This is a genomic window from Ruegeria sp. TASC047 (assembly GCF_059612445.1).
The window spans coordinates 380799-397782 of record NZ_JBXWQP010000019.1; the positions used below are offsets into that span (position 1 = coordinate 380799).

Genomic DNA, 16984 nt, shown 5'->3' on the forward strand with positions numbered 1-16984 from the left:
CCACCCCAATGGGGGTAACTTAGCCCCAGTTTTACACGGGCGCAGCGTTATCGCAACATTTGGTGTGTTGGCTGGATATCATGACTAGATAGGGGCGCTTTGATGCGATTCGAAAATCAAATATCCCCAAGCCGTCCACAGGCTGAAAATCACGATTTTCGCGCGTCCTGCCAGCCTCGCGGGTCGTTCAGAAACGCCTCGACCCCGTCAAGTGTTTCCTGATCAAAGGCTTTTTGCGCCTTGGCCTCGGCCAGAACATCCCACCACGTGCAAAGGTGATGCAGCTTTACACCATGGTCGCCCAGCGTCTTCTCGGTTTCGGGGAAGATACCGTAGTAGAAGATCACAGCCGTATGCCCGCAGGTGGCACCAGTTTCGCGAATTGCATCGACGAAGGACAGTTTCGAACCGCCATCGGTAGTCAGGTCCTCGACCAGCAGCACACGTTCACCTTCGCTCATCGCGCCTTCAATACGGGCGTTGCGCCCGTAACCTTTGGGTTTTTTGCGCACATAGGTCATCGGCAATGCCATACGTTCGGCCACCATCGCGGCAAAGGGGATGCCCGCAGTTTCGCCGCCCGCAATGTTGTCAAAGGCTTCAAAACCCGCGTCCCGCATCACCGTAACGGTCAGAAAATCCATCAACGTGGAACGAATGCGCGGGTAGGAGATCAGCTTGCGGCAATCGATATAGGTCGGGCTGGGAAGGCCACTTGCCAGCGTGAACGGCTCGCGCGCGTTGAAATGGACGGCCTTGATCTCCAGCAGCATCCGGGCCGTCAGGCGAGCGATTTCAGTGCTGTCGGGAAAAGAACTGGGGATCATGGCGGGACCTCGGCGATGAAAAGATGTTTCGGGCTGATAGCCCGACCCTTGGCCCGGAGTCGAGAGCTGTTGGAACAAAAGAAAAGCGGACCCCCCTAAGGTCCGCTGTTTCCGGCATAATGCTATGCGAACAACAGTGTCGCTGCGTTACCCTTGCCCGAACATGTTGACCCACCGGATCAGCATTGGTGCCAGACAAATCAGCAATAGGACAGGCATCATGCACATGGCCATCACAGCAGACATCTGCACAGGCAGACGGTTTGCCTTTTCCTGGGCGCGAAGCTCTCGGTCAAGCCGCATGTCAGTGGCGAAGCGGCGTAACGATGCGGATATGCTGGTGCCGTACTGGTTGGATTGCAAGAAGGCGTTCGCGAACGAGTTCATCTCGTCGATACCGACCCGGTTCGCCATGTCCAGAAAGGCGGCCTGACGTTCTTTGCCTGCTTGCAACTCCAGTTGAAGAACCGAAAACTCCTGCGAGATTTCCGGAGCTGCCTTGGCCATTTCATGCGAGACCCGGATCATCGCCGCGTCAAAGCCCAGCCCGGCCTCGATGGCGACTTGCAACAGGTCAAGCGCGTTAGGCAGGCTGTGTTCGATGGCCTGGCGGCGTTTCTTTATGCGGCGCCGCAACCACAGTGCCGGGCCATAAAAGCCCAGGACCATCAGTGCCGTCACGATCTGCATTGTGTTTATCCAGGTAACACCCTGCAAAAGGTCGGCGATCCCTAACTGAACTTGCGTTTCGATCGGCAAAGCCATGGTTGCGACGAACGCGGCAGGCAACACAAATCCCAGGACGACCCGAAAGGTATAATAGGTGCGAATGGCGTGCTTTTGCCGAATTCCGGCCTGTTTCAACAGCTTCCCGATCCTGGAGCGTTCGCGTTTTGACGACGGGACGAAGGCTTTCAGCAGCCCGTGCGGGTCGCTGTTGTCACCCTGGATAAGGTCAAAATCCTGCCCATGCCCTTGTGAAGCCGACCCAACGCGCATACGGCGTGCTGCCGTGTTTTCACTTGCCGTAAATCCGGAAAGGCCCATGACGACAAAGAAAACACTAAGGGCAATTCCGACCAACAGGATCAACTGCGGTGTGACGCGCGGATTGTTTAGAATGTCCTGAAGAATATCCATATCCCAATTCCCCTTAGAATCTGAATTTAACCAGCCGCTTCAGGATGAAACCCTGGGCAATTGTCAGGCCAATGATCACCTGGGCGAAATACGGAAACAGCGGATCGCTGCGTACGTCGCCGTAAAATGTTGGCGTGGAGATCTCGATCGAAAGATAAATGATGACCGGCAAAATCGTGAGGATAAGGCTGCTCAGGCGACCTTCGGCGGAAATTGCCTTGATCTTCTTTTGCATCGTGTGTCGGTCCCGGATGGTCTGGGACAGAATGCTTAGAACGCGGGACAGGTTGCCGCCGGTTCCATGCTGAATGCCGATACTTACGGCAAGGTATTTTGCATCCTCTGTTCCGACGCGGTGCGCAAAGTCGTGAAAGGCGGTCGCGACGTCATCACCATAGTTGATCTGGTCTTTGATGATGCCAAACTCTGACCCGATCGGATCCGGCAGATCAGAGGCAACGTTTCCAACCGTCACTGCAACGGGATGCCCCACCTTCAGCCCTCGGGCCATCAGGTCTAACGCGTCAGGCAATTGTTTCGTCAGTTTCTTCGAGCGGGCGTCTTTCATGGCGACCAGCAGGAGGATCGGGCTGATGAGGCCGAACACAGCGCTCAGAATGACCGCCAGTTCCGGGGCAAGGAACCGGGAGGCCCCGAAAAAGATCATCAAAACCAGAAGGGAGACGGCGAGAACCACCCAAACCGGGTTGACCGCCAAACCGGCTTGCACAAGCAGACGGCGAAACCGCGTAATCAGCCCGGCTTTTTCACCAGCAGCCAGCATTGCGGGATCGCGGAGCAGCTGCAACACCTGATCTGTCGAAGCCCCGTTCTGGATCAGTTTCATGCGGCGGTTTCTGGCTTCGCCATGCGTTTCCTTGCGCGCTAGAAGCTGGTGAACGCCTTCGTAGGCAAGCAGAATACCCAGAAAAATCGACACGTAGATCAGGATGTTCAGTATGTTGGGCTGAAGGTCAATCATGATGCCGTCGCCCCGTGAATAAACATGTTGGTGTCCACATCGACACCCGCCGCCACCAGCTGGTCGAAGCATTTTGGCCGTATTCCGGTTGGCAGGAACTCTCCCAGAACGTCGCCGTTTTCAGACTTGCCACGGCGCTTGAAGACAAAGATGTCCTGCATCGTAATCGTATCGTCTTCCATGCCCGTGATTTCGGAAATACTGACGACCCTGCGTGTCCCGTCGCTCAGACGGCTGAGTTGCAGGACGATCTGAATGGCCGAGGCGATTTGAGACCGGATGGTTCTGACGGGCAGGTCAGCCCCCAGCATCGTCACCATCTGTTCGACCCGGCTGAGCGCATCGCGGGCCGAGTTCGCATGTACGGTCGTCATGGAGCCGTCATGTCCCGTATTCATGGCCTGAAGCATGTCAAAGCATTCGGCACCACGGACTTCGCCGACAATAATGCGGTCAGGCCGCATCCTGAGCGCGTTGCGCACCAGATCCCGCTGCGTGATCACCCCTTGACCTTCCGAGTTGGGGGGGCGGGTTTCCAAGCGGACGACATGGCTTTGCTGTAACTGAAGTTCGGCCGCATCTTCGATTGTCACGATACGCTGCTTGCCGTCGATATAGGATGAAACGGCATTCAGCATTGTTGTCTTGCCCGAACCGGTGCCGCCAGAAATAAGAATGTTCAGCCTCGCTTCGACCAGCGCGGCCAGAAGCTTGGCGGCCTGTTCGTTCATGCTGTCCCGCTGGACCAACTTGTCGATGGTCAGAGGATTGCGTGAGAATTTGCGGATCGACAGCGCCGGCCCATCAACTGAACACGGGCGGATAATCGCATTGACCCGGCTTCCGTCTTCCAGACGCGCATCGACCCATGGCTGGGATTCATCAATACGGCGGCCGACCCGGCTGACGATCTTGTCAATGATCCGAAGCAGATGGCGTTCGTCGCGAAAGCGCACGGACGATTGCTCCAGCAGGCCAAATCGTTCCACATAGACCTGATCATAAGAGTTGACGAGAATGTCGTTGATGGTCGGGTCTTCCAAAAGGGGTTCCAGCGGGCCCAGACCCATCACTTCGTGAATGAGCTCATCAACAAGGGCCGTAAATGCCTCGGACCGTAAATGAAGGCGTTCGGCCTCGATCAGCCCGGTGACCAGCGCGGCGATCTGACGTTTCAGTTCGGACCGTTCGACCTTGTCGATCACTGACAGGTTCAGACGGTCGAGAAGCTCACTGTGCAGACGGCTTTTAAGCTCCAGATGCGCTTGCAGGTCAACGTCCACCGGCTCTGGTGTTGCTTTGGACTTTGACACCTCGATCGGCCGTTCCAGAACCAACACGTTCGATTTGGACGCGGCCCGGCGTGATTTGTACTCGTTAAACACGGCGATCTCCCATTATGCAGTTTTTTGTGTGGCTGGCCGGGTGCCTTCGGACATGAACGCAGCCAGTTTCGTCAGGGTCTTGCCAAGGTCCGAATGCGGCTTCATGTCCACAATCGGTCGTCCCAGATCGACCGCGTTTCGCGCAATCTTGGGATTGTCCGGCAGCCAGTGCTTCAGTTTCGTTTCCAGCACTTTTTCGGCCTCGCGAACGTGTGCGGGTTTGATCAGCGTCTTCCGTTCGCGGTTCACGACAACCTCGACGGGCAGGGCCACGTTCGCCTCGCGATAGAAATCGATCAGGCGCCGGGTCTGGCGAACACACGGAACCGTGGTGTCAGTAACCAGTGCAAGTTGGTTCGCGCGTTTAAAGATGGGTTCGACCCATTCCACAACGGCACAGGGCAGGTCGATGACAACATAGTCGTACCGGCGCTGAAGCAGGTCGAGCATCCCCTCGATCAAGCCCGGTCGTATGGATTGAAGCGGAACCAGCGGCGCGGGCGCGCACAACACATCAATGCCGAGCGTATGGTTCTGAAGGATCGACGTCAGGAAATGATCATCCGGCTCTTCCTGATTTTCGATGAGTTGGAGGCATCCCCCGTTATCTTCAAGATCCAGAAACACGTTCGCGTTTCCGAATTGCAGATCAAAATCCAGAAGCGCGACGCGGTTTTTCGCCTTTTTCCTCAGGAAGGATCCTTTCCCGCCCACCAGTGAGCAGGCAAGGTTGACTGCGACCGTTGACGCTCCGATTCCACCGCGGGATTTTGCAACCGGGATCACCGTGCCAAGGGCAGAGGGGCCATTTCGAATGAACCCTTGCGGAAGTGATCGGGAAGAGATTTTTTCTGCTACTGCAGCTTTCAGCCCATCCTCGTCAATGGACAGGGGCAGAACCTCGTCGATGCCGATTTTCCGCAACTCGCGGGCGACCGAGATCGAAACGTCATTCTGCGTCAGCGCGACAAACAAGGTGTCGTCTTGTCGATGGGTCAGCAGGTCTTTGACAGCCAGAACCTCGCCCGCGTCGCAGGGGTCGATTTCGAAAATAACCAGGTCATGCTTGAATGCCAGATTGCGTGCTGTTCCGTTCAAAGCTTTGAAAGAACCCGCATTCTCTGAGATTTCGTTATTTTGACCGGCGGGAAAGGCATTGGCGACCACCTGAGCGACGGTTTCGCTTTCAGATACAAGCATGACAGAATGTGAATTGAGATTGGAAACGTTCTTAACCATTAACCTGACTCTCCTGATGCCAGGTCTTCGGCAGGCAGCGAAACGCTGAAATTGGAAAACCCGGCTGTTGAAGGAATTGTGCTGCTGGTCGCGCCCGCGGCATTTGCAAGCGCGGCCAGCGGCGACACGAACTGAAAATCATTCAGGTTCAGCTCAACCGTGACCATGGGTGTGTAAGGGCCACCCAGGAAGCCCAGATTGGAATTGAAATCATAGGAAAACTGCAAGGCGTCAATCGTCGTGCCGGGGGGCAGCAACGGGTTGATGCGCCCCCAGATTTCAGATGCTGTGGTGTTGGTGGCGTCACCCACACAAGCTGGCGTTACGGGGTCGGCACATACGCCAGCCGACGCACTGCATGGGGTGCCAAAGCGAGGGGACAACGCGGATGTTCCCCGCGTGTGGGTTTGTGGCACACCCGGACAGGCCGCAGGGCGCACCACAGCGATGCGCGCCGCCAACTGTGCGGCTTTTTGCGCGTTCACTCCGCTGTATGATAGCCGGCCAAAGTCCAGCAATGCCAGGAACAGGAAGGAAAACAGGGACACAACCAAGGCAAACTCAACAAGAACCCCACCATTTTGGTCGCGCAGCATCTTGTCCGCGACCTGGCGCAAGATGGCGCGGTTATTTCGCAACCGTGTCATTGGCCAAATATCCGCGATGTGTCAGCGACGTCGGTGGTTATCGATGACGCGCCGCTGCCGAAAAGCTTCAGAATGCCCCCCAGCGGGAACTGAACGGTGATATTGGCGCTTACCTGACCGACGGGTGCCGGGTTCATGCGATACGTGCCCGACACGCAGGACAAGCTGGGCGTTACTGAGTTGACGGTTACACTGGGTGGAAACAGGCTGTTGCCATGAATGTCACGCTCGACAATCCCTTTCAGAGTTGTGCTGAGCCCCGCGACAGTTCCGCCAGACGAACAGATATCCGAGGGCGTGACGCGCGACATATAACGGCTGGCATCCCGGACCCCGGCAATGACCGACTGGTACGACCACATGAGGCGTGCGGATTCCAGTGTCACCGCCAACAGCAGCAGCATAATCGGCATGACGAGGCCGAACTCGACAAGGATCGCTCCATCGTCGCTTTTGGCGAAGCGCTTGAAAGGGGATTTGAGGCGAATAAACATGAACCCTCAGCCCCTATCGATACAACTGTACGACGTCGCGAAAGATGCCGCCAAACCCGTTGCCGCCGCTGCCAACTCCGGTCACATCGGGGAAACCGACGACCTCTCCGTGGATGTCGAAACTGGGGGGTGAGCCACCGTCATCACCCACCGGTTCAGTCAGGAACACGGCTACGAATTTTGTGACTGGAACTCCGGTAGTCGAACCGGACACCGGGTTTTGCGCGCAATCAACACCAGCAGCCGTAACAACGCGTCGCGCCGGGTCCTCGGACATCTGGCTGGAACACATTGGACGACCGGTTTCGGCAAGCGAAGGGTCCAGAATGGAGTTTGCATTCGGTGCCGCGTAAGGGTTTGTATTTCCGTAGGCTATTTCTCTCAGATACATTCCGTACCGCGTTCCTGCGAAAACGGTATCCGATCCGGACAGTGAAGGCAGATGCGCGTCGCTGCCGATGCCGTCGGCAATCCCATCTGCCAGATCGTGGTTTCGATTAAGGTACCCGGTTCGATCCCAGTTGCCGTCACCGAAACGGTTGTTTCCACCGCAGGTGCCCGCCGTCATGCACAGGTCGCGCCCCAAACCTGTTGTATCAGGGGTCGTCTGTTCATTACCCTGAATGCAAGCGCCGCCACCGTTGCTTTCAATCCCCTTGATCACATTTGGTGCGGGCGCGAAATCGATATTGTTCTTCTCACCGTTGAGAACCGAGCGGTAGATGTCAAAGCGGACGTTGAATGCAGCGTTGGTAATGCCGTTTTTCTGGCCGGGTTCGGTGTTCAGACCATTGGTCAGAACACATTGGGTGATCTGGCTTTGCGCCGCGATCAGACAGGCCAGCTTATTGCCCCCTTCGTCGGCACATACACCCGAGCTGTCTTGGAAATTCGCCAGATCAATAAAGCCGAAATTACCCGGACCCCAAGCCGTTCCGTTGCCGCCGCTGCGCAACAGAATCTGGTCGCCCACAGTCAAAGTGGATTCCCAATTCGGGGGCAGGCAGAACATCAGGGGTGAGATATCGCACGCCGCTTTCGAGTATCCGGCCACTGCCTCGGCTGAAACGCTGGCAGCAGAAAACCCAGCCCCACCAAGCATCTTGTCCAGCGCCGAAGCCAGGCTCATCGTCAGGGACTTGGGTGTCAACACGATCTGCGCGAACCTGGCCTTTCGTGGATCGGTTGTAAGATCTGCGCCAAGCGGGGTCAGATCCGATGCCGGAAGCGCCGAGTGAAACAGGAGGGTATAATCCGACGATCCTGAAAGCGTGGTCGCCCCGTTGGCGAATGTCTGGCTGTCGCTGACAAGATTTGCTGCTGCATTTGTGGCGCGCGTAATCGCGTCCGGTTGGCCATCCAACTCTCCCGCTGCGGCCAAAGCTACGTTGTCGGCGAATGACTGAAGCTCTGCATGTGTCGAATTCAACCGGCCGACGTCCAGTGTGATCGCAAAGAACCCAAGGAATGCGACCAAAGCAGTGCCCCACAGGATCGCAACGGTGCCGTTCTCCTCTTTGGCGAATGCGGATATGATAGCGCGAGTTGGCATGGCTGAACTTATTGACCGGGTGTCTGACTGACTTTGATTGGGCGAATGCGGGGTTTGACGCGCGGCGTCGCGGACGCCGGCGCAAGCTGCGCATCTTTTTGGGTATCAGGTTGCAATTCGGCGGCGGGCGCAGTTTCTGTTGCCTGTTCCGCTTCTTCCTGTTGCCGCTGGATGGTCACAACCTCAGTCTCGGTTCCCCGGCGCAGCTTTACAGTGGGTTGAATATCAACCTTTTCTACCGGTCCTTCCTCCTGCAACAGATCGCGCAGGCGAACCATCTCCATGGGTTCATCCTCGACGCTGTCCAGGGTACGCAGTGTCAGGCTCAGGGTTCCGGCCTTTTGAGCCAGGGCCAGACGTTGACCTTGTTGCGGGGTCACTTCCACCGTAATCGTGCGGGCGACCTCCGGCTGATCGCTTAATTCCTCCGACTGCTGGTCCACACCAATGACGCGAATATTCTGCAAGATGGTGACCGCGCGCAGGTCCTGCTTGGCACCTTGGGTCAAGACGATATCAACGTGATCGCCCGGGGTAACAAAACCGCCCACGGCTGTTACAGCATCGACCTCGATCGCCATGGCGCGTGTGTTTTCACCCAACTTCTGAACAAGGGTGACTTTTTCTCCAAAGTTCGAAACCTTGGAAAGAAGCATTACTTCGCCGGGATAGAACCGGCCCTTGGCGCGCCGCAGCTGACGGCGATTGTTTGGAACAAGTACATCAATGTCCGTGAAAACTCCGGCCGGGAGCGCCTCGCGCGGCCAGGGGTGAATTGTGACGTCGTGCGCTTCGATCGTTTGACCAAAAGCAATTTCTGATCGGGCCACGTAAATCTCAACCAGATCGGCATCTGGCGAGACATCGGCAGTGCTTGTCTTAAACTGAATGTGATCTTTCGCCAGGTAAACGGAACCGGACGCTATCGCAATTCCAAACAGTGTAGAAATGATTGGCCTGATACGCATCACTCTCTCCAACAATTACGTTCTGAAATATGGAACTTCGGTCGTCTTGCTTTCGCGAAATTCCTGGCGGTGAACTCTGCGCCGCAACAGTGGCGCGGCGGCGCAGAACTCAGTATTTTGGTAAGTGTGTTTGGGTCAGCAGGTCGCGCTACCCAGAGCAGCGCATGCACCAGTCACGTTTGTGTTGGTGGTAGTGCCCAGATACGAGAATGCGCCAACTGCAATCGACGCCACGACCAAAAGAGCCAGGCCATACTCGACGATTGCTGCGCCGCTTTCGTTTTTAACAAACTTCTTCATGAATTTAGTCATTATTTCCCCCAAATAGGTTAGACGTTTTCAGCACTCCGTACTCTTGAGCGCAAGCCAGGCGAAAATGCATTAGCTCGGAAATCAGAATAGGATCGGGGGAAGTGCGTGCCTTCCTTCAAAGGTAATTGAAATACAACTAATGATAGAAATAATTATAGCAAATAACCCTTTTGGGAGAATACTTTTAACCCTGCATTAACAACGTATTAACGTATGGCGAATCACCTTTTTCGGAAACAATGAATTGAGCCGGGTCGCGATTGTGAGCGGGATGGTGGTTGATTTTTACTGACCGGTCTGGCGTTTGCGGATTGGCATCGTGCGGTTCAGTGATGACAAGACTCAGAAAAGCATATTAAAAACAGATATATAAAGTTTCTTAAAAGGCTTTGTTTGAAAACTTCTCGTGCAGACAAGCCGATAATTCCGGTTGCTGTGACTTCGAAAGGGACACAAATTCGTTGTAGTAACCCGAACCTGTTTGTTTGGTCGGTCTGTTTGGTTGAATGGTTAATTGTTATGAGTGTGAGTTTTTTAAAGAGCGCTCAGGCGAGGGAGAGTCTGGACTTTGTAGTGGAGTGGACTCAGGCCCTATGCGGTAATGGCTCCGTGTCTCGATCCGTAAATTGTTTAATGCGCCTGGCAAATGCTGATGCGGTTCTAATTGTCAGAATGCAGAAAAAGGATTGGAAGGCAAAGCATATTGCGCGCTGTTGTGTCCAGCAGGGGAAAATCTGGCCTTCACAGCCGCAAACGCAGGCAGAGTTGGTTATTGGAGAATGTATATCAACTGCAAGGCCGGGTTCAGTCTGGAAACTATCAGACTTGGTGTTATCCGACGCATCACCAATGTCCCATTGTCGGCCCCAAAGGCCTGAGGGGCTGGTGGAGGTTATCCTGATTCCGCTGGACGTAACCGGAGCGCAGGTTGATTACATCGAGCTTCACTACAGTATTCACCCGCAGACCTTCGAACTTGATCTGATAAGTGCGCTGGCTCCAACATTATCGTCTGGCTGGAGAAAACGCTTGCCCGGAACAGTTGCTGCCAATTCCGAGGTTCTTCGGAGTCACCGGTCCAAGTTCAACAGCAACAATCGCTTTGTTCCGATCCTTGATCCACATAATCCGGCCGACCTCAGCAGATGCGAGTTTCGGGTATGTGCGATGATGAAAGAGGGAATGACAGTGAAGACGATTTCGGAGACTCTGTCCATTGGCCCGACAACGGTTCGTTCGCACCTAAGTTCCATTTTTTCCAAAACAGGGGCGACGAGCCAGGTCGAGCTTTTGCATCTATTGAACCGAAGCGTTGATGCTGACAGGGGTTTTGCTCAGATCGCGGGTTAGCGAACCGAATGGATTGCTATCAGGACGGTCTGAAGACCTTTTCTTGATCTTTTAAGGATCCATCTGTCGTCATGGTCCTGCCCATTGTTGTGCCATGACGGTCGAACAACTGCTGAACTTAGTCGCAATTTCTTCGGCTGTCTTGTAAGTTTCTAAATTTCGGCCGCAATTTTGCTCTCTATAGCAATGTAGGGAATCTGACTCGTTCGCCATGACCAACTGCCGCTTTCGTGGGGAGGAAACAACCCTACGGAGTGGGGAGAGCGCGTCAGATTTTTATGCCCTTCCAGTCTGATTGTATCTGATGACGAAAAAATATCCTGTTTTGTTAGCCACTTAGTCGTTGTTCATGATTTCGCGACAACATTAACATAATGTGAACAATGTATTCTCTGAGTGTTCAACTGGCTCGGGGCATACTGATCGCACAGGCCGGGCAAACCACGTCCGGTTGAATGGAAGGGGAACAGCATGATTAAGACTGCTATTGAGGTTGCGCCGTATGCATGTGCGACAATGCAACCCCATAATCCCGTCATGAACGGCGAAGTTTCAAGTAATACAAATTCGAGCAGCAGTCGCTTCCCTCCTATCGAAAATGCACTGACAGAAATCGTAAATAACAAGCGACTAGAAGAGGCGAACCGGGACTTCTGAAAATCAGACGCCCGATGGATTTCCGGATCAACTTGATCAGGGAAAGATAAAGCCCGCTCCGAATTGGAGCGGGCTAAATTTTTTCTCAGTAACCTTTGCCAACTTGCGTCGGGCATACGCGCAATACAACCTGGCGGTCAGAATCTTAATGGGAAAGTCGGGCCAGCCAAACGGCTGGTAATCACTTAGCTGGCCCGGTCTTCTGCCCACTTCATAAGAATGAAGGCAAAAGCTATTAGCTATCCAGTCCGAGCATTGCCTTTACAGCAGCCTCGACCTCGTCGGTGACGGGTTTGTTCGCAGCGTCTTCCAATGCCGCGCGCTCATCGAGTGACTGCTGCTCAACGGCGTCTGCCAGGTCTTCGACGTTTTGCACGGCTTCCTCGTACTCCAAGGCTGCCTGTTTTTCGGCATTCAGGCTGTCGGCGGCATCTTTGGAAGCTTGCAGATCATCGTTTGCGTCCTGAAGTGCGTCCTCGATATCAGGATTGGTGCCTCCCGCATCTGCCAGTTGCTGTTCGAGATCATCGACGATGTCCTGCTTTTCCTGAACATCGGCCAGCGCATCCTCAAGGTCGTCATTGATTTCAGCGCTGGAGCGCTCCGGCGGGGTCATATCATCCAGAAGGTCTTGTTTTTCGGCAAGCTCCGCTCGGATGCTGTCGCCAGCCAAAACTGTGTCGCGATAGGTTGCAATGCGACCGACGCGCGAATTCGGGGCAGCGTTCTGAAGGGCCTTCTCACTTGCGTTGGCTGCGTTCAGTGCGCCCAGTTCCGAAGGGTGGACGCCCAGCGCGGCAGCCAGTTTATTCCCCTTCTTATGGGAATCGGTCAGGTCCGTTTCCTCGACTTGAACCTTGGATTTTGTCGCGTGCGCTGCCGGTGCGGTCTTGGTCTGAGTTTTCTTGGACTTCTTACCGGTAAACAATTCTTTCAAAGAGAACGATTTTCCCTTCGAAGATTTTGACTTCGAACCCTTTGCGCCAGAGGTAGTGCGCCCCGACTTACCGGCGGATTTTGAACCACCACTTTTAGCCGCCCCATTACCGCCGCCTTTGCCATTTCCGGCGCCGTCGCTGTTTCCTTTACCGCCGCCGTTTCCTTTACCGCCACCATTGCCCCCACCGTTGCCATTACCATCTTTGGCATAGGCCACATCAGGAAGGGCAACTGCCGCCACAATTGCGGTGGAGCCCAACATTGCGATTGCGAGAGCGGAGGCCTTCAGCACGCCGGTCAAGTTGGTTTTCATAGCGGTCCTCGTAGGTCAAACGCGGGTTTCATTTGGACCGGCAGTGTGTTTCGCGCTTTGCACACACAGAAAACGCTTGCCGGAATCAATATCTGACAGGTGCCATCTAAACCCATCATCATTGAACCCACGCCGAACTGCTCGTTCATCGCCAGTTCATGTTGAAATCGGTAGATTGTTAAGGTGGTTGCGCAGTAAAGAGTGCTGAAGATGAGAAAGCTCTTAACCATCTTGTTTCTTGTTGCCGTTCTCCAGCCCGGAGAAGGCAATGCAGCCGTTCGTGAGCTGAAGCAGACAGAACTGCGCAAAGCAACAACCTCGGGCAACGCAATCCGGTTGCAGAAAGTCATCAAAGGGGTCGAACAGGTCTTTGGCGGTACGCCCATTGATGCGCGAGCTTTTCAGGCCGACAAAGTTTACTACCGCGTGCTGGTCAAAAAACCGAACGGGAAGATTGTCAGTGTTATTGTTAACGCAAAAACCGGCGTTGTCGTTTCCAACAGGTCCAAGATCGGCAAACAAATCTCAGAAGCGGCCAAATCTGCGCCCGGAAACTCGGCCAATGCGAAATCTCAAGGCAAGTCTTCTGCCAACGCAAATGGTGGTCAAAGCGGCAACCGTGGGAACAGCGGTGGCGGTCGCGGCAATGGTGGAGGCAATTCCGGAGGTAACGGTGGCGGAAACTCCGGTGGTAACGGTGGTGGCAACTCCGGTGGTAACGGTGGCGGAAACGGCGGCGGCAACGGGGGTGGTAAAAAGTAATGGTTAAACTGCCATTCGCAGGCCTATAATTCCCAAGTATGAGAGTCTTACTGGCAGAAGACGAACCGCGCCTTTGCGAGCAGATCAAGAAACTGTTGAACGCTGAAGGTCGGGTCGTGGACATTGTGAACAGCGGCCTGGAAGCTTTGCATCTGGGTGCAACAGAACCCTATGACATGATCATCCTCGATATTGGATTGCCAGAACGAGATGGCATTTCAGTTCTGCGGGAATGGCGCAGCGCGGGCATCAAGACCCCGGTGCTGATCCTCACGGCCCGCGATGGCTGGAGCGAAAGGGTCGACGGATTGGACGCAGGCGCGGACGACTACATGACCAAACCGTTCCATATGCCCGAACTGGCGGCGCGGGTCCGTGCCATACTGCGGCGGCAGAGCGGTCAGTTGAATCCCGTCGTCGAAATGGGAAATGTTGTGCTGGATACCCGCAACGGGCGTGTAACGGCGGATGGCGTTCCAATCGACCTGACCGCGCAGGAGTTGGCTGTTCTTACATATCTGGCCCATAATGTTGGGCGTATGATCTCAAGGACCGAGTTGTCGGAACATATTTACGAATACGATGGAGACAGGGACTCGAACACCATTGCCGTCTTCATAACCCGTCTGCGCAAAAAACTTGGCCCTGATCTGATCACAACGATTCGGGGCCGCGGATACATGATCGACTCTGCCTGATGTTATCCCTGCGTCAACGGGCTCTACTGGGGGGGATCGCGTCGGGTGCCCTTTCAGTGGGTGTTGGTACGCTGGCCGTGTTCTCGTTCATCAATGCCCGCGTTTCAGACAGGTTTGATACCGCACTACTTGATCGTCACACGCAACTGGTCGTTGGGTTGAGCGTTACGACCCATGACCCGGATGCGCTGCGGAATCTGATGTTCGATCCAGCCTATGGCACACCGTATTCCGGCAGATACTGGCAAGTCAGCAACAGCGAAGGTGAGATCTTTACCTCGGCTTCCTTGTTTGATGAAGTCATTGCCGAACCGCCGGGGAACCCTGATGTAACGACGCTTTGGAACACTCCCGGTCCGGAAAGCGAAGCTTTACGAGGAGCCTTTCAGAAAATTACCTATGAGGATGGTACGGTCTGGGGGGTCAGCGTTGCCGAAAGTCAGGCCCAGCTTGTCGCGGAACGCCGCGCTGCACAACAAAGCCTGCTTCCGGTTTTTGCGCTGGTTGGTCTGATCGGTGTCGTTGGGTCGCTACTTCTGACGTCAATCATCCTGACGCCACTCAGAAAGCTTCGGTCAGATGTGGCGCATCGTTGGGATCGGGACGAAGACCTTAGGCCAGGCGATTATCCAGAAGAGGTGTCTCCTCTGGTCGAGGATCTGAACCAGCTCTTGCGTCGAAACCGGGAAATCGTATCGGGATCACGTCGTCAGGCGGCAGATTTGGCCCATGCCCTGAAAACACCTACTGCAATCATGCGCAATGAACTGCTGCTGTTGTCCGAAGCGGGAGGTTCTACGGAAACCGCTGTTGAAGCTCTCGACCGCATTGACGCGCAACTGGGCCGGTCTTTGGCCAGAATGCGGGCGCTGAACACTGCAGACTTGACCCATTCTCGTACTGATCTGTCTCATTCGATTGATCGGCTGGAGCGTCTGTTCACGACCATGGCCGAGCGCGAAGGAAAGTCATTGGAAATTGAACGCGACCCCGGTCTTTGGGTGCGAATGGACGCGCAGGATATCGAAGAAGTCTTGGGTAACCTGCTGGATAACGCGGTCAAATGGTGCAAACACAAGGTCCGCATGACGGCTATGAGAACCTCGAACGGGATCGAAGTTGTGATTGACGACGATGGCCCGGGAATTCCTCAGGACGCTCACCGCGAGGCGTTGCGATCGGGGGGGAGGCTGGATACCTCTGTTTCGGGCAGCGGCCTTGGGCTGGCCATCGCGGTTGATTTGTTAAAGGCCTATGACAGTCGGCTTGATCTGGGTGCATCCAGCTCGCTTGGCGGTCTGGAATGCCGGATCGTAATTCCGAAGGGAACCAATGCGCATCCTGCGTCAGGCTGATCATTTGCCCTGAAGGTTCAGGGTGTTTTGGGTGTGTCGTACGTGGACAAGATGCGAAAACAAGAAAAGCGGACCCATGACAGGTCCGCTTTTGCCCTTACGGGCGATAGGCAGCCAAGGTGGGCTTAGCTGCTCATGTCATAGGCCCGCTCACCATGTACCGAGAGGTCAAGGCCATTTGTCTCGGTCTCGGCGTTTACGCGAAGTGGTGTGATCAGTGCAACCGCCTTGACCAGAACTATCGTGACAGCTGCCGTAAAGACACCCACGATAACCAGCCCGCCCAACTGTGCGGTCCATGTGCCAAGGCCAAACACGGCGATCATGATGGTGCCGAAGATGCCTCCGACGCCATGTACCGCGAACACGTCCAGCGTATCGTCGATATTCAGCTTGTTGCGCACCAGGCTGACGGCTTCCTGACACAGAACGCCCGCAACAGCGCCGATGATAAGGGCCTGAACCGGACCCACAAAACCCGAAGCGGGCGTGATCGAAGCCAGACCTGCAATTGTTCCGGTAACAAGACCCACCATCGAGGCTTTGCCAAAGCGGATGCGTTCCCAAAGCGCCCACGTCAGCGAGGCGGTTGCGGCGGACAGGTGGGTAACGGTCATCGCCATCGCAGCGCCACCGTCCGCGGCCAGTTGCGAACCGCCATTGAAGCCAAACCAGCCGACCCATAGCATCGCGGCGCCGACCATGACATATCCGGGATTATGCGGCGGGGTCGTGCGGTTGCGGCGCGGGCCAAGGATGACGGCGATGATCAGGGCTGCCAGACCAGCGGTTTCGTGCACCACGATACCACCTGCGAAATCACGCACGCCAATGTCGCCCAAAATACCACCATCGGCCAGCATGCCACCGCCCCAGATCCAGTGAACCACAGGCGCATAGCACAGCAGCATCCACAGCGCCGAGAAGGTCAGCACAAAGCCAAAGCCCACCCGTTCGACATATGCGCCCACGATCAGGGCTGGGGTGATGATGGCAAAGGTCATCTGAAAGGCAAAGAACAGGATTTCCGGTAGAGTGCCAGCAAGGCTGTCTACATCAACACCGTTGAGGAAAGCCTTGCCCAAACCACCCCAAAGCCCACTTTCACCGGCTCCAAAGGCGATGGAGTACCCGGCAACCAGCCACAGAATGCTCATCAAACAGGCAATGGCAAAGCAATGCATAAAAACGCTGAGCACGTTTCGGGCACGTACAAGCCCGCCGTAAAACAAGGCCAGCCCCGGCAATGTCATGAAAAGGACCAGTGCTGTAGCAACAATGATCCAGGCTGTATCGGCTCCATTCATGGGCCGCTCTCCTTTTCCCTGCATGGTTTCCCGGGCAGGTCATCTGACAACGCCCGG

The 16984-nt window shown here is 55.2% G+C and carries 16 protein-coding genes; 4 read left to right on the forward strand and 12 right to left on the reverse strand.

Annotated elements, in window-relative coordinates; genetic code table 11:
* Positions 1 to 149 precede the first annotated feature (149 nt).
* From AC2FLO_RS04445 to AC2FLO_RS04490, 10 genes are all read right to left on the reverse strand, one after another.
* Positions 150 to 827, reverse strand: coding sequence for an orotate phosphoribosyltransferase (locus tag AC2FLO_RS04445; RefSeq protein WP_267366868.1), 678 nt, complete (start codon positions 825 to 827; stop codon positions 150 to 152).
* A gap of 147 nt (positions 828 to 974) precedes the next feature.
* A complete protein-coding gene (locus tag AC2FLO_RS04450) occupies positions 975 to 1967 on the reverse strand; it encodes a type II secretion system F family protein (protein WP_496751522.1) in 993 nt (330 codons plus the stop codon).
* Between the two features lie 13 nt (positions 1968 to 1980).
* The gene (locus tag AC2FLO_RS04455; protein WP_496751524.1) at positions 1981 to 2949 is read right to left on the reverse strand and encodes a type II secretion system F family protein; all 969 of its coding nucleotides are present in this window, start codon (positions 2947 to 2949) and stop codon (positions 1981 to 1983) included.
* Complete coding sequence (locus AC2FLO_RS04460) at positions 2946 to 4334, reverse strand: TadA family conjugal transfer-associated ATPase (RefSeq protein ID WP_496751526.1); 1389 nt, start codon at positions 4332 to 4334, stop codon at positions 2946 to 2948. Before AC2FLO_RS04460 ends, AC2FLO_RS04455 begins: the two co-directional genes overlap by 4 nt.
* Before the next feature lie 12 nt (positions 4335 to 4346).
* Positions 4347 to 5573 (reverse strand): CpaE/TadZ family protein, encoded by a 1227-nt coding sequence (locus AC2FLO_RS04465; RefSeq protein ID WP_496806671.1) that lies wholly within the window; start codon positions 5571 to 5573, stop codon positions 4347 to 4349.
* Positions 5573 to 6220 carry a TadE/TadG family type IV pilus assembly protein gene (locus AC2FLO_RS04470; RefSeq protein ID WP_267367915.1) on the reverse strand — a complete coding sequence of 216 codons (648 nt, stop codon included), beginning with the start codon at positions 6218 to 6220 and terminating at the stop codon, positions 5573 to 5575. The genes AC2FLO_RS04465 and AC2FLO_RS04470 overlap by 1 nt, the downstream gene beginning before the upstream one ends.
* Positions 6217 to 6714 (reverse strand): TadE/TadG family type IV pilus assembly protein, encoded by a 498-nt coding sequence (locus AC2FLO_RS04475; RefSeq protein ID WP_496751529.1) that lies wholly within the window; start codon positions 6712 to 6714, stop codon positions 6217 to 6219. Before AC2FLO_RS04475 ends, AC2FLO_RS04470 begins: the two co-directional genes overlap by 4 nt.
* 13 nt (positions 6715 to 6727) lie before the next feature.
* Positions 6728 to 8266 carry a pilus assembly protein TadG-related protein gene (locus tag AC2FLO_RS04480; RefSeq protein WP_480584589.1) on the reverse strand — a complete coding sequence of 513 codons (1539 nt, stop codon included), beginning with the start codon at positions 8264 to 8266 and terminating at the stop codon, positions 6728 to 6730.
* Between the two features lie 8 nt (positions 8267 to 8274).
* Positions 8275 to 9234 carry a Flp pilus assembly protein CpaB gene (cpaB, locus tag AC2FLO_RS04485; RefSeq protein ID WP_496751532.1) on the reverse strand — a complete coding sequence of 320 codons (960 nt, stop codon included), beginning with the start codon at positions 9232 to 9234 and terminating at the stop codon, positions 8275 to 8277.
* Between the two features lie 135 nt (positions 9235 to 9369).
* On the reverse strand, positions 9370 to 9534 hold the full coding sequence (locus AC2FLO_RS04490; protein ID WP_267367933.1) for a Flp family type IVb pilin: 165 nt from the start codon (positions 9532 to 9534) through the stop codon (positions 9370 to 9372).
* 897 nt (positions 9535 to 10431) lie between these two features.
* On the opposite strand from AC2FLO_RS04490, the gene AC2FLO_RS04495 reads away from it, so the two are divergent.
* Positions 10432 to 10896: a helix-turn-helix transcriptional regulator gene (locus AC2FLO_RS04495; RefSeq protein WP_496806670.1), complete on the forward strand. Its 465-nt coding sequence runs from the start codon at positions 10432 to 10434 to the stop codon at positions 10894 to 10896.
* 892 nt (positions 10897 to 11788) lie between these two features.
* On the opposite strand, the gene AC2FLO_RS04500 is transcribed toward AC2FLO_RS04495, so the two are convergent.
* The gene (locus AC2FLO_RS04500; RefSeq protein WP_480584583.1) at positions 11789 to 12805 is read right to left on the reverse strand and encodes a hypothetical protein; all 1017 of its coding nucleotides are present in this window, start codon (positions 12803 to 12805) and stop codon (positions 11789 to 11791) included.
* Positions 12806 to 13015: 210 nt separating this feature from the next.
* On the opposite strand from AC2FLO_RS04500, the gene AC2FLO_RS04505 reads away from it, so the two are divergent.
* From AC2FLO_RS04505 to AC2FLO_RS04515, 3 genes are read left to right on the forward strand one after another with little or no spacing between them, the layout of a single operon-like run.
* Positions 13016 to 13567, forward strand: coding sequence for a PepSY domain-containing protein (locus AC2FLO_RS04505; protein ID WP_496751536.1), 552 nt, complete (start codon positions 13016 to 13018; stop codon positions 13565 to 13567).
* 38 nt (positions 13568 to 13605) lie between these two features.
* Positions 13606 to 14265: a response regulator transcription factor gene (locus AC2FLO_RS04510; RefSeq protein ID WP_496751538.1), complete on the forward strand. Its 660-nt coding sequence runs from the start codon at positions 13606 to 13608 to the stop codon at positions 14263 to 14265.
* Positions 14265 to 15620: a sensor histidine kinase gene (locus AC2FLO_RS04515; protein WP_496751540.1), complete on the forward strand. Its 1356-nt coding sequence runs from the start codon at positions 14265 to 14267 to the stop codon at positions 15618 to 15620. Before AC2FLO_RS04510 ends, AC2FLO_RS04515 begins: the two co-directional genes overlap by 1 nt.
* A 125-nt stretch (positions 15621 to 15745) precedes the next feature.
* Here AC2FLO_RS04515 and AC2FLO_RS04520 read toward each other — a convergent pair whose 3' ends face one another.
* A complete protein-coding gene (locus AC2FLO_RS04520; protein ID WP_496751542.1) occupies positions 15746 to 16927 on the reverse strand; it encodes an ammonium transporter in 1182 nt (393 codons plus the stop codon).
* Positions 16928 to 16984: the final 57 nt, after the last annotated feature.

Coding starts and splice junctions, on each gene's coding strand:
- AC2FLO_RS04445 (WP_267366868.1), bottom strand. CDS start 827: ATGATCCCCAGTTCTTTTCCCGACAGCACTGAAATCGCTCGCCTGACG.
- AC2FLO_RS04450 (WP_496751522.1), bottom strand. CDS start 1,967: ATGGATATTCTTCAGGACATTCTAAACAATCCGCGCGTCACACCGCAG.
- AC2FLO_RS04455 (WP_496751524.1), bottom strand. CDS start 2,949: ATGATTGACCTTCAGCCCAACATACTGAACATCCTGATCTACGTGTCG.
- AC2FLO_RS04465 (WP_496806671.1), bottom strand. CDS start 5,573: ATGGTTAAGAACGTTTCCAATCTCAATTCACATTCTGTCATGCTTGTA.
- AC2FLO_RS04470 (WP_267367915.1), bottom strand. CDS start 6,220: ATGACACGGTTGCGAAATAACCGCGCCATCTTGCGCCAGGTCGCGGAC.
- AC2FLO_RS04475 (WP_496751529.1), bottom strand. CDS start 6,714: ATGTTTATTCGCCTCAAATCCCCTTTCAAGCGCTTCGCCAAAAGCGAC.
- AC2FLO_RS04480 (WP_480584589.1), bottom strand. CDS start 8,266: ATGCCAACTCGCGCTATCATATCCGCATTCGCCAAAGAGGAGAACGGC.
- cpaB (WP_496751532.1), bottom strand. CDS start 9,234: ATGCGTATCAGGCCAATCATTTCTACACTGTTTGGAATTGCGATAGCG.
- AC2FLO_RS04490 (WP_267367933.1), bottom strand. CDS start 9,534: ATGAAGAAGTTTGTTAAAAACGAAAGCGGCGCAGCAATCGTCGAGTAT.
- AC2FLO_RS04500 (WP_480584583.1), bottom strand. CDS start 12,805: ATGAAAACCAACTTGACCGGCGTGCTGAAGGCCTCCGCTCTCGCAATC.
- AC2FLO_RS04505 (WP_496751536.1), top strand. CDS start 13,016: ATGAGAAAGCTCTTAACCATCTTGTTTCTTGTTGCCGTTCTCCAGCCC.
- AC2FLO_RS04510 (WP_496751538.1), top strand. CDS start 13,606: ATGAGAGTCTTACTGGCAGAAGACGAACCGCGCCTTTGCGAGCAGATC.
- AC2FLO_RS04515 (WP_496751540.1), top strand. CDS start 14,265: ATGTTATCCCTGCGTCAACGGGCTCTACTGGGGGGGATCGCGTCGGGT.
- AC2FLO_RS04520 (WP_496751542.1), bottom strand. CDS start 16,927: ATGAATGGAGCCGATACAGCCTGGATCATTGTTGCTACAGCACTGGTC.